Origin of the sequence: Nocardioides luteus (assembly GCF_015752315.1) — a bacterium.
GTDB lineage: Bacteria > Actinomycetota > Actinomycetes > Propionibacteriales > Nocardioidaceae > Nocardioides.
In genome coordinates, this window is sequence record NZ_JADOVJ010000001.1 from 3,261,917 (window position 1) to 3,272,814 (window position 10,898).

Below are 10,898 nucleotides of genomic sequence, written 5' to 3' on the forward strand. Positions count from 1 at the left end.
CTCAGTCTCCTATGAGCTTCAGGTTCACCATCGGCAGTCCGTCTACCTCATGGCCGACCGCCGTCTCGATCGCGCCGTGCAGGCGCTTCCAGGCCCTCGGATGTGCCCGCTGATAGCGACCCAGCGCGGCGGCGGACTCCTCCTCGTCGAGGAACCGAGCCTGTGCCGTGACGCTGGTTCGTGTCCCGATGCTGACGCGGCACGACGGCTCGGCCAGGAGGTTCTGGTACCACTGCGCACCCGCGCCGAACCCACTCACCACCACGATCTCGTCCGCGGTCGGCCGCTCGACCACCTCGAGACACACGTACCGCGCGACACCTGATCGGCGACCGACGTGCTCGAGCATCAGCATCCTGGACCCGAAGAGCCAGCCGGCGTTGTGACGGTAGAGCCAGATCGGCGCACGTACGACGGCCCGGGCCCGCAGCAGCCGGGACACGATCGAGTCGATCATCGACGTCACGAACCGACCTTACCGACCGGCTCGGTCGATCCGCCCCGATCTGGCGGCACCGGAGTTACGCTCCAGGAATGGCAACGCTCGAAGACCTCGCCCGGATCATCGGCGAGCTGCCCGAGGTCACCGAGGGCGAGCGGCACGGACACCCGACCTGGTCCGTACGCGGCAAGAGCATCGCCTGGCTGCGGCAATTCAGCAAGGCCGACATCAAGCGCTTCGGCGACCAAACCCCGCCGTCCCCGCCGATCCTCGCGGTCAACACCGCCGACCTGCACGAGAAGGAAGGCGTCCTCGCCGCCGCCATCGACGGAGTCTTCACGATCGAACACTTCAACAACTACCCCGCCGTGCTCATCGAGCTCAGCGTCATCGCCCCAGGAGATCTCCGCGACCTGCTGGTCGATGCCTGGCTTGCCGCCGCCCCAGCCGAGCTTGTCGAAGGGTTCGACGGCTGAAGCGCTGACTCAGCGTGACCACGTGAGTGACAGCGCGCGACATACCGCCCAGAATGACCCGGTTCACTTCGCCGTCTCGAAGTACTCGAGGATGAGTCTGTTGCCACGAAACCAGGAACATGCGACTTCGGACCAACTGGCTACTGGGAACTGTCCGTCGATGCGGAAGAGTTTGCGGTATCTATCGCCCTTGCCTCGGGTCCGAAAGCCCTGCTGTGACGTTGGGTAGCCAGCACCCGCAAATGCCTTGACTGCGCCGTCGCAGTGTACGAAGGCCTTCGTCTCGGTGTCTCGGATTGCGTGCAGGTACCGAGCGAAGACCCATTCATTTCCAGGCTTCGGCGGCGGCATGAATTCTTCGATCTCAACACCCTTGAGCGGTCCGTCGGCGGTCCACCGGACGGATAGGCCCGCGTAGGGGTGTAGCCAAGAGGTTCCTCCGTCCCGGTCGCCGTAGAACGTCTCCCCCACCGCCGAGAGGTTGTCGAGATCCTCATCAGCAAGGCTGCGCCCGTACCAGAAGTCTTTCTCCTCCCACTCCTGGTACTCGTCCTTGTAGCGGAGGCGCCGGTCGTCGAGTGCGAACCGGGCGATGAGGTCATGTTGCTTGGCTAGGCGGAGAACTGTGCCGATGAGTTCGTAGTGAATGTTGGAGCTGTATCCGCGTCGAAGGAGTTGGTGATACTGGAAGGCGTAGTTGCCGGTGTGAAGACCCCATGGACGGGCGTCGAGGTCGGTGACGGTGACGAGTCCGCTCTCGTCGAGCAGGGGGACGAGATTCGGAGCGGCTGCGAAGACTCTGGAATCAGAACTCGGGTTCTCGAAGAGATCAATCGACAACTTGGACTGCGTTGCCCAGGTGACGGCCACCAGGAGCGACTCGGACACCGACGGCGTCTGGAAAACGTCCATGAGTCGGTCGAAGATGCCTGCGACGACGTCGGGCACCTCAATGGCCCACCGGTCGAGGGCCGTCACGGCTTTGTCACGGACCTCCACGAGCCTTGGAGTCTCCGTCGAGAACAGAAAGATGGGGGCCGCGTCGACGTCGAGCATCACCTGGTGCAGTTCATCATTGAGGGGACCAAGTCTCCCCCGGATCGCTGCCATGTCGCTGATGTTCAGGTCGTCTGCCATCATCCCTCCGATGGTTCCCTTGCCGGCAAGATTGCATCATTCCGGACACTGTCGGCGGCCGATGCGGATCGGACAACTCGTCCGGACCCGGCCGCCGGCTTCACTCCGCCGCTTGTTGGGCGTACTCGTGGGTCGAGGTCGAGACGTGAAGGACACACTGGCCATTAAACACACACCCCCGCGGTGAGAAACGCCGTCGACGTCCATGAGGCCGACGAGGTCTGGATCAACCACCCGTCTCTGGTTCGTCAGGCGTAACCGATGGCCCGCGTTTCCCCGACATGTCGGTGCCACGTTCTACGCTGCCTGACATGAGCCAAGACGAGGGAAAGCACGTCTTTGTGTCGTACGTGCACGAGGACAACACCGAAGTCGACAAGCTGTGCGCAGTGCTGGAGGCAGCCAAGATCCCGTACTGGCGTGACCGCAACTCGCTCGGTCCTGGGGACGCTTGGAAGGCGAAGATCCGCGAGGCCATCCGGGGCGGCTCCCTTGTGTTCCTAGCCTGTTTCTCGGACAACTCGCGGGCCAAGGAGAAGTCGCACATGAACGAGGAACTGACGCTCGCGGTCGAGGAGTACCGCAAGATGCCTCCGGGCCGGACCTGGCTGATCCCGGTCCGCTTCGACTCCGACGACGTCCCAGAGTGGGACCTGGGTGCAGGTCGAACTCTCAGCGATCTCAACTACTCCGACCTCTTCGGCGAGGGCTACGCCGCGCAGGCCGCAGCTCTCGTGACCACAGTGCACGGCGTAATGGGCCAGAAGCAGCTCGGCCCCGCCGCTGCCCTGGAAGCGGTAGAGCAGGCAACGTCCGCCGACCGCGCCGACCTCCTGAAGAAGCTCACTAAGGAGATGCTGGTCGACCCCACGCGCCGGATCGAGCTGGACGACCTCGTCTCGCAGGAAGTCCAGCGCGTCTTGAAGGCGATCAGCGACCCCGACCGGGTGAACAAGCCCTTCGGAGGGACCGGCAACGAGCAGATGATCTCTCTCGCCACCCAAGCGCGGGAACTGTGGGAGCTCACCAAGCCGTTCTGTGCGTCGCTACAGGTGGCCGCCAGGTGGGGTTCGCCTGATCTACTCGCCCCGTGGACGAACGGGCTGCGGTCGTTCGTGCAGGCGCCGCTCAAGGCCCAGGGAGGGGTCACGGCGCTGCTGGAGCTGAGGCACCTGCCGGGCATGGTGTCGCTGATGACTGCGGGACTGGCCGCTGGGTCAGCTCGAAAGTGGGAGAACCTGAAGGCGTTGGTCGCTGACCTCTCGGTGCGGGATCGCTACGAGGCTAAGCCGCAAGCGCTCCTCGAGGCGACCAACCCATGGGCACCGTTCGACCACGACGGCTGGACCGCCAACATCCTTGCCAAGAGTGAGCTGGCAGCGAAGCCTTTCGATGAGGCTCTCGCGGACTTCACTGAGAACCGCGTGGGCAAGTACCACACGCCGGTCGGGGAATGGCTCCACGCCATCCTGCGCCCGATCTTCCTGGATCAATGGCCGGACGATGACGCGTACGCCGCCGAGTTCGACCGGGCAGAGGTCGTGCTTGGAGTGCTAGCACAGGATGCTGTGAACGTGCGGATTGCCGCTGCGACTGACGGTCGAGGCTGGGGGCGGTCGCGCTGGTTCGGACGGTCGACCTGGAGATCGGCGCACTCGTACGGTAACCCTGTGGAAGACCTGCAGCACGAACTCGCCACCGAGGGTGCGCTTTGGGGACCGCTACGCGCGGAGCTATTCGGGGGCGACCTTGGCCGCGCGCAAGCAGCGGTGGAGAAGTACGCGGAGAGCTTCGCCGAGACCGCCCGGCATCGCTTCTGAGGGGCTCAGCATGGACGTCCTCGCGCTGGTTCTCTCTGGTCTGCCCCTGGCCGATCAGTCTGACCTACTGGCGGGAGCCCGACCCGAATTCAGTAGAAGCTGGCAGCAAACGACGGATCAGTCGTCGATGTTCATCCGGGCACTGCGCAGGACATCCAGTGCCAGACTCGGTACCTCGACGACTGCGGCGGCCAAGAGTTGCTCGACTGCAGACGCCTCATCGTGACGGTCGATATCGAGGAGCTTGACCCAGGCATCGGGGTGATAGCGAGCGAGTGATGAGAGCACCAGCAGGACTGCCCACCAGAGCGCGAGCGGGTGATCTGGCGTGCCACAGCCGTCAACATCCGGGTGAACGAACAGTCCTCCGTTGAAACGCTGCGCAATCCGCGTCGGCATGTCTAGGTTGTGCTCGCCCTCATGCAGGGGAAGCTCAAGCGCAAGCGCAAGGCCACCTGGTTGGTGACGCACGATCGGAACCGTGGCAGCGGTGTTCATGTTGAAGCGCCAACCCGACAGCCCTGGATACTGATCGAGCAGTCCAGTGAGCGCCTCGCGAGCGGTGACTTTGGAGGTGCCGACAAGCGGCTGATCCAAAGGCGTGCTGACACCCTGTGGGGCGAGATTGCGTGGCACAGGGTGGACCACAAACCGTACCATCGCCGGCCCCTGCGTCATCCACGGGATGGCACCAGCACCGACAGCGCCTGGATCATCGAGAAGGAACGGATGGAGTGTGTCTTCAGGGAGAGTGTCACTGCGCAGGAACGTCTGGCCGATAGGGATGCGAGCGATCAGGTCGTCGAGACGACGCCCACGGGATAGGTCACAGCAGCCGAGCACACGAGCGAGCGATCCCAGGGACGAACGCGCGTCGCCATCTCCCATCACAGACATCCTGGCGAGACTGACCGGACGCTCATCCAAACCCCGCGGGGTGGCGCCGTGGCCCGCGACTCGGGCTTGAGCGTTGGGAATCTCCGGCGAGGCCGCCACGATCGCTCGACCAAGCTGAGCCGTGCCGTAGAAGAGCAAGATGGGACTCGTAGCCACGCCGACGCGCTCGGCAGCCGAGAAAAGCTGCTCGGCCTGCTCCAGCGCCGCCCCGTAGATGCTGGCGCGATTGCCGGAATCGCGGGCAAATCCTGGGCGCGCGGCCCTGGTGGCGCGCAAGTCGTTCCATGTCATGAACTCTCCAGTCAGTGAGTCAGGCGGCGGCGGCGCCGTGGGTCGAGGAGTCAGGCGACCATCGCCTTCATTCAAGCGCCTTCGCGCCGACCAAGACCATCGGCCAGCGAAGGGCCATTCGTTGAGAAGGAAAGCTGTGATCGCAGAACCTGAATCATTCCGCCGCTAAGCGGCGCCGTGGCCAGAACTTCGGCGGTTCGGTCGATCGGGTCGATAGTGGGCAGCGCGCGCGTCGCCCATAGCAGGTGGCGCATGGACCCGACGAGATCCCGACGAGATCCCGACGCCACCGGGTGGCTTCTCCGGCTTGGCCCGGGTCCGCCTTTTGGCAACCGGCCACCCAGCCGTAGGACCGAACCTCACGAGGTTGAGAACGCCTCCAAGTCCTGAGCGGAATGGCCCATGGAAAGTACGGGACGAACGTGAGCAACGCTTCGCACCGACTTAACTGAACGGACCGATTTCACGCTCTTGACCGGCGACACGCTGACCACAACCGGAGAGCGCGCGCCGATGAACCCGATGCGGCCGCCCCGACCGTCGTACATGACGCCGTCGACAAACCACCCGAGGTGATTGCCGCGCCAGCTGTAGACCTTGTCATGCACCAGGTACGCGACTGCCCTTCCTCGCCAGGTGTAGATGGTCTCGCCGTCGTCGGCAATGTAGACGCGCGGCTTTCCTCGTCCGTCGTAAATCGTCGTTTCACTCACGCCCTCCACTGTAGGTGTGGGCACCGACATACCTATCCGCCATCGCGTCATTCCGCCGCGAGTCGGCGTGATCTCGAAGCGCGCTTACGTGCCGGGAAGGGCGAGGGCTCCTGGGCGCGGCCGTGGTTGATCTTCACGTCAATGTGACGCCAGGTGTTTCCAGATCCGCACAGCTGCAGCATCAAGCCTACGCGGACGCTAGCGTTCAGGCATGGCCTACGATCTCCATCTCTTCCGCGGCGACGATTGGTCTGATCCGGAGCCGTTCTCGATCGAGGAGTGGGAAGAGTTCGTCGCTGCGACGAGCGACGTGCGTAGGACTGGGCTCGTGGAAACAACCTCCCCGACAGGTGAGGCGATCCGAATGGAGGATCGAGGTCTGACCGAGTGGACAGGTCATAGTAGCCGCCAGATCATCCTGCTGTTCCGCAACAACAGGATGACGGTCACGAACCCCGATGACGAGACGATCGCGTGGCTCATCTCGATCGCCAACCCACTCAGGGCGCGCGTCCAGGGCGACGAAGGCGAATTCTATTCCGACGACAGTGATACCGATTTCCGAGTCGCCGCGCGCGGTTGGTTACACCGTCTCCGCCGCCGTACATGACCGACGTGAGCACGGCCCAACCGCGCGAAGCCCTCTACGAGTGCTCAAGCGCTTTCGCCGTCGTGGCCCCTCGCGGGATCATCGAAGCCGTAGGGCCGATGTCTTGCCTCCAGGATCTACGACGTGGTGCCGCTTCCGTCCCTGCCCCTCTCCCCCCGTTGCGACGATCCGTCGGGCGCGTCACACCGCCGCCTGACGGACACCTTGATCTGCAGCGAGAAGCTACTCAGCCGGTCGCAGGTGTCGCTCCAGCACCTGCGCCGTTGCGTACGGCCCGTCGCCATCAACGTCGCGTTGCGGCTCGTCGAACCGGATCCACCACATCCGCTCGATACCTCGTCGAGTTTCGACAACACTGAACGGCTCGCCTGAGGGCAACGCCGTGATCTGGCCAGTCGGCTCGGCTGGCCACGGTCCTGGGCCGAAGTCCGGGTCCTGCATCACTTGGACGCGCGATCCTGTCTCGTACGTGGACACGGTGAGGAGTTTGACATGGACCCTTTGTAGGGCAGGTCTTAGCCCGATGAGTCCGTCATTCCGCCGCGTTTGCCGACGATCCTTCGGAGACCTGGCCCGCCCACTGCTGCCAGCGTCAGGTCCCCGTACGGTTCGACCGTGGACATTGCGACCTGGATCGGCCTTGGAACCGGCCTTGGAACCCTCGTCACCGCCATCATTGGATTGAGATTCGTCGGTCGGCAGCTCCGCGAACAGCAGCGGACGCTGCGGGCGGAGTTGGGGAACCTCTACATCGAACGCTACTGGCAGATCGATGATGATCTACTCCTCGAGCGCAAGGGGTCGAAGCGGCACCGACAGCACCGGCACCGCTACCTACGCCTCTTCGAGGACGAGTTCGATGTCGCGAAGCTCGGGTTCCTAGACCCCGAACAGTGGCGAGCTTGGCACGGCGTGCTAAGCGACGAGGGCGCTCGTGAGCTGATCAGGGACGACCTTCGCGTATGTGATCCGAAAGGTGACTCGTTTCGTCGACTAAGGGCATGCATCACCCAGCGCGAGCGGGACGGCGCGGACCACGATGTGCGCCATTGTGAAGGTAACTACGCAGAGTAGCGTCAGGGATGGATCTCTCCCGGACCGGGTGCTTTCGGACCTCAAACTCCGCCGCGATCTCATGCCGTCGCGCTAATCCGCCACAGGGCGTCACCCCAGACCCGAGCCAAGTCTCCGGTTAGCTTTCCTTCGTGAGATTCCGTGAGCCGATGCCGCTGTTCGAGGTTCCCGCCGGCGCGCGCCGCTGACACCTCAGCTGAACGTCCCTTCCGTGCCCCGATCCACTCGCGCAGTGGTGCGTCACACCGCCGCGCCTGATCGCCCAGATTGTCGCGGGCTGGATCGAACCGGTCGAAATCTGGTGTCACCCGCGGTGACGATTGGCCTGTGGGCAGGCCCGGACTGGCGATAACATGGCGACGTGCCAGGGATGACAAGTGAACCCATTGGATTGCCAGACGATGGGCCGCCCGAAGGGTACGAAGGCCACTCGTCGATTGGCTTCGACTGCCTAGTCTGCGGTGCCCACGTGAAAGCCAAGCACGTTCGCCGTCACTCGGAATGGCACGAGAAGGTGGAACACCTCATACGGCGCATCCGCGGTGAGGGCTGACCGTCCGGCCTGTGCCCGGAGAGGTCAGCATGCATCGCATCATCGGAGAGGCCGTCTCGCCTCAGCCCGGTAATGATGAAGCGGTGCCCGGGCAGTAGTTCGCCGCAGTCGAGTGCGATGCTCATGACGCTCCTCCCCACGGTCCTCGCGGTCCACCAACCTGTTCTGGTCCTTGCATTAAACCGGTAGCGAGACTCGGCGGGAAGGAACGGGTGCCTGACATAGCACGGACATGCCGCGGTCCGGTCGGGCGGCGAAACGTCCACTCGTGCCGCAGGTCATGTGCTTCAGAGGTACGTCACTTCGCCGCGAGCGCGCTACATCGCCGCGATGGATCAGCCACCGAAAGGGGGCTGTCGAGGTCTCCCTTTCCTACGGCGTCGTCGTGGCGAGGAGGCGTCGCGCACGACGACCCAGATCGCTCAGATCCACGCGACCCTCCTCAGCCGCGGCCGCCAGACGCGCGGCGAGGTCCATTGCCTCGTCGAGCTCGGGTGCGGTGACCGCGGACTCCTGGCCCATATCGCGAAGGATCGTGATCTCGGTCCTGGACGCGATCAAGGGGTCGGTGACCCCGTCGATCCAGACTCGAGTGCGGCGGCCATCGCCGCGTTCCTCCCCGGTGATGCGCTCCAGGGCGAAGATACGGTCGGCGCGCGCGAACTTTCCGAAACCCAATGCCACCATCCGGGAGTCCGATGCCATGTTGTCATCTTGCCATCACGCATCGAACTTTTGATCTGGCGTGCAACCCCGGCCGGCGCGTCTACTTGATGGGACTATCCCAACAGGAGGTTCCGAGATGCCGCGTCAGATCATCACGACACCGAACGCACCGAGCTCGCCGCTTTTCAGCCAGGGAGTCAAAGCCGGCTCCCAGGTGTTCATCTCGGGAACCACCGGCGTCGACCCGAGCACGGGTCGCATGGCCGGCGACAGCATCCAGGCCCAGACCCGCCAGGCGCTGGCGAACTGCGAGGCCATCCTGCGGGAGGCGGGTGCGACCCTCGACGACGTCGTTGAGGTAGGCGTGCTGCTGACAGACCCGGGGGACTTCGCAGGAATGAACGAGGAATACGCCCGCTGGTTCCCGTCTGATCCACCAACTCGCTACGCGGCCAAACTGGGAGCCGAGATACCAGGACTACGTGTCTCGATTCGCATGACGGCGTGCGTTGCCTGACCAAGCCTCATCCCGCTCACGTACACGACCTTGTGGCTCACTGGCATCGTCCTCTCCCCGGGAATGATGATCTGCCACCTCGGGCCCGACCACTCCCGACGAAAACCACTAGCGTCGCGAGCGGGGAACGGGGGGCGCGATGGCGCGGAGGCGGTGGGTCGGCATCGCGACAATGGTCGCGATCGCAGTGCTTGCCTCGACCGGCTGCGGCTCCGACGACGCTCAGGGCAGCGAAACCCCCGACACTTCCCCGACGTCCGTGACATCGCCGGAGGACGAGTCGTCTCTTCCTAGCGCTGCGTCAGAAGAGGTGCGGTGCCCCAGCGAGGAACTCACCGAGCTGTACGTCCCGCAGGACTGGACAGCCTCGAGCATCAACGTGTGCCACGACGTCGGCCAGAGCAAGGTGCTGGTCATCAACGTGTCGGCGGTCTTCCTCAGAGTTGCTCCGGGTGCGGGTTCCGCACTCGCCTCATGGGGTCACGCCGAGACCGGCTCCTTCGAGAGCATGGTCTACGACGAGATCGTTGCCAGCTCCGACACAACGGATGCGTGGCTGATCCCTCCTGGTGGCTGGGTGGTGGTGAACGGTTCTCCAGCCTCGGCGACTGTGGGCCTACCGCTGACCGAGCTCGCAACCGCGTACGCATTGGACAAGCTCGTCGGTTATGTCCTTTCCAAGCTGACCAGTCCTGACCTCGCTGCCGCCCAGCGCGTGTCGGCATGCGCTGTGGAATTCGGCGTGACCATCGCCAACACGCAGGACCCATCCGTTGACCTCGATTACCTGCTGGCCGACGCGATGCTGGGGGCCGGCGTTCAATGCGGGCCGTTGTTCCGGGAGCTTGCCACCGAAACGCCACCACCGGCTGCGCTCCAGGACGAGCTCGCCCGCTTCCGCAGCAGTATGAAGGCGAGCGTGGCTGACGATCTGATCCGGGCAGCGCGGAACTCTGTCCAAGTGCTTCGGTGAACGCAGAGTGGGTATGGCATCCACGCGCCTAGAGGAGTAGACAGGGAAGAACCGGCGGTGCCGGTTCGGGCACTGCCCTGTCCTAGAAAGGAGCGGGCTGTGTACGCACGTTCCACTACGTTCCACGGGAGTCCCGGCAACATCGACGCGGGCATCACGTTCGTCAAGAACGAGGCCGGGCCCATGCTCGACAGCATCGAGGGCTGTCGCGGCCTGTCGATGCTGGTCGACCGCGAGTCCGGGCGATGCATCGCCACGAGTTCGTGGGAAGACGAGGCGACCATGCGCGCCAGCGATGGGCAGCTTCGTGCGCTACGCGATCGAGGGAAGGACATCCTCGGTGGCGACATGCAGATCGACGAGTGGGAGATCGTCGTCATGCACCGTAGCCATCACGGCGAGTGCGCCCGGGTCAGCTGGCTGCAGGGTGACGTCGACGCCATGGCCGAGATCTTCCGGGTCGGGATCCTTCCCGAGCTCGAGCAGACCGATGGGTTCTGCAGCGCCAGCCTGCTGGTGAACCGGTCCTCCGGATTGGGGTGCGCCACCACGGCCTGGGAGTCCCGCGCCGCGATGGAAGCCAGCCGCCCGGCGGCCGACGACATGCGCAACCGGGCCGCGAGCGACGCGCGCGGCGAGATCGTCGACGTGCAAGAGTTCGACCTCGCGTACGCCCACCTGCACGTCCCCGAGATGGCCTGAGTCCACGTCTCTTCGCCGAGCCCGCCC

The 10,898-nt window shown here is 64.4% G+C and carries 13 protein-coding genes; 8 read left to right on the forward strand and 5 right to left on the reverse strand.

Annotated elements, in window-relative coordinates; genetic code table 11:
• Nucleotide 1 precedes the first annotated feature (1 nt).
• A complete protein-coding gene (locus tag HD557_RS15640; protein ID WP_231381241.1) occupies nucleotides 2–457 on the reverse strand; it encodes a nitroreductase family deazaflavin-dependent oxidoreductase in 456 nt (151 codons plus the stop codon).
• A gap of 77 nt (nucleotides 458–534) precedes the next feature.
• On the opposite strand from HD557_RS15640, the gene HD557_RS15645 reads away from it, so the two are divergent.
• A complete protein-coding gene (locus HD557_RS15645; protein WP_196874560.1) occupies nucleotides 535–918 on the forward strand; it encodes an MmcQ/YjbR family DNA-binding protein in 384 nt (127 codons plus the stop codon).
• Nucleotides 919–981: 63 nt separating this feature from the next.
• Here the strand turns inward: HD557_RS15645 and HD557_RS15650 are convergent, their stop codons facing one another.
• Nucleotides 982–2,055 carry a hypothetical protein gene (locus HD557_RS15650; RefSeq protein ID WP_196874561.1) on the reverse strand — a complete coding sequence of 358 codons (1,074 nt, stop codon included), beginning with the start codon at nucleotides 2,053–2,055 and terminating at the stop codon, nucleotides 982–984.
• 311 nt (nucleotides 2,056–2,366) lie between these two features.
• On the opposite strand from HD557_RS15650, the gene HD557_RS15655 reads away from it, so the two are divergent.
• Complete coding sequence (locus HD557_RS15655) at nucleotides 2,367–3,875, forward strand: toll/interleukin-1 receptor domain-containing protein (protein WP_196874562.1); 1,509 nt, start codon at nucleotides 2,367–2,369, stop codon at nucleotides 3,873–3,875.
• 117 nt (nucleotides 3,876–3,992) lie between these two features.
• Here HD557_RS15655 and HD557_RS15660 read toward each other — a convergent pair whose 3' ends face one another.
• The gene (locus HD557_RS15660; protein WP_196874563.1) at nucleotides 3,993–5,063 is read right to left on the reverse strand and encodes a YaaC family protein; all 1,071 of its coding nucleotides are present in this window, start codon (nucleotides 5,061–5,063) and stop codon (nucleotides 3,993–3,995) included.
• A 359-nt stretch (nucleotides 5,064–5,422) separates the two neighbouring features.
• A complete protein-coding gene (locus HD557_RS15665) occupies nucleotides 5,423–5,776 on the reverse strand; it encodes a 4-fold beta flower protein (RefSeq protein WP_196874564.1) in 354 nt (117 codons plus the stop codon).
• A gap of 211 nt (nucleotides 5,777–5,987) precedes the next feature.
• Between HD557_RS15665 and HD557_RS15670 the strand changes: the two genes are divergently transcribed.
• The 3 genes from HD557_RS15670 to HD557_RS15680 all read left to right on the forward strand — a co-directional run bounded on the left by HD557_RS15670 (nucleotide 5,988) and on the right by HD557_RS15680 (nucleotide 7,460).
• Nucleotides 5,988–6,386, forward strand: coding sequence for a hypothetical protein (locus HD557_RS15670; protein ID WP_196874565.1), 399 nt, complete (start codon nucleotides 5,988–5,990; stop codon nucleotides 6,384–6,386).
• 123 nt (nucleotides 6,387–6,509) lie between these two features.
• Nucleotides 6,510–6,758 (forward strand): hypothetical protein, encoded by a 249-nt coding sequence (locus tag HD557_RS15675; RefSeq protein ID WP_196874566.1) that lies wholly within the window; start codon nucleotides 6,510–6,512, stop codon nucleotides 6,756–6,758.
• A 243-nt stretch (nucleotides 6,759–7,001) separates the two neighbouring features.
• Complete coding sequence (locus HD557_RS15680; RefSeq protein WP_196874567.1) at nucleotides 7,002–7,460, forward strand: hypothetical protein; 459 nt, start codon at nucleotides 7,002–7,004, stop codon at nucleotides 7,458–7,460.
• Between the two features lie 925 nt (nucleotides 7,461–8,385).
• Here the strand turns inward: HD557_RS15680 and HD557_RS15685 are convergent.
• Complete coding sequence (locus tag HD557_RS15685; RefSeq protein WP_141793738.1) at nucleotides 8,386–8,718, reverse strand: hypothetical protein; 333 nt, start codon at nucleotides 8,716–8,718, stop codon at nucleotides 8,386–8,388.
• A 97-nt stretch (nucleotides 8,719–8,815) separates the two neighbouring features.
• On the opposite strand from HD557_RS15685, the gene HD557_RS15690 reads away from it, so the two are divergent.
• The 3 genes from HD557_RS15690 (at nucleotide 8,816) to HD557_RS15700 (ending at nucleotide 10,871) form a co-directional block, all read left to right on the forward strand.
• Nucleotides 8,816–9,196: a RidA family protein gene (locus HD557_RS15690; protein WP_196874568.1), complete on the forward strand. Its 381-nt coding sequence runs from the start codon at nucleotides 8,816–8,818 to the stop codon at nucleotides 9,194–9,196.
• A 172-nt stretch (nucleotides 9,197–9,368) separates the two neighbouring features.
• On the forward strand, nucleotides 9,369–10,169 hold the full coding sequence (locus HD557_RS15695; protein WP_196874569.1) for a hypothetical protein: 801 nt from the start codon (nucleotides 9,369–9,371) through the stop codon (nucleotides 10,167–10,169).
• A 99-nt stretch (nucleotides 10,170–10,268) separates the two neighbouring features.
• Nucleotides 10,269–10,871, forward strand: a complete 603-nt coding sequence (locus HD557_RS15700; protein WP_196874570.1) for a hypothetical protein — start codon at nucleotides 10,269–10,271, stop codon at nucleotides 10,869–10,871.
• The last annotated feature ends 27 nt before the right edge of the window (nucleotides 10,872–10,898 follow it).

What these genes read in the sequence shown, in the direction of transcription:
- HD557_RS15655 (WP_196874562.1), top strand. Translation starts at nt 2,367, where the DNA reads ATGAGCCAAGACGAGGGAAAGCACGTCTTTGTGTCGTACGTGCACGAG.
- HD557_RS15640 (WP_231381241.1), bottom strand. Translation starts at nt 457, where the DNA reads ATGATCGACTCGATCGTGTCCCGGCTGCTGCGGGCCCGGGCCGTCGTA.
- HD557_RS15685 (WP_141793738.1), bottom strand. Translation starts at nt 8,718, where the DNA reads ATGGCATCGGACTCCCGGATGGTGGCATTGGGTTTCGGAAAGTTCGCG.
- HD557_RS15690 (WP_196874568.1), top strand. Translation starts at nt 8,816, where the DNA reads ATGCCGCGTCAGATCATCACGACACCGAACGCACCGAGCTCGCCGCTT.
- HD557_RS15670 (WP_196874565.1), top strand. Translation starts at nt 5,988, where the DNA reads ATGGCCTACGATCTCCATCTCTTCCGCGGCGACGATTGGTCTGATCCG.
- HD557_RS15660 (WP_196874563.1), bottom strand. Translation starts at nt 5,063, where the DNA reads ATGACATGGAACGACTTGCGCGCCACCAGGGCCGCGCGCCCAGGATTT.
- HD557_RS15695 (WP_196874569.1), top strand. Translation starts at nt 9,369, where the DNA reads ATGGTCGCGATCGCAGTGCTTGCCTCGACCGGCTGCGGCTCCGACGAC.
- HD557_RS15645 (WP_196874560.1), top strand. Translation starts at nt 535, where the DNA reads ATGGCAACGCTCGAAGACCTCGCCCGGATCATCGGCGAGCTGCCCGAG.
- HD557_RS15650 (WP_196874561.1), bottom strand. Translation starts at nt 2,055, where the DNA reads ATGGCAGACGACCTGAACATCAGCGACATGGCAGCGATCCGGGGGAGA.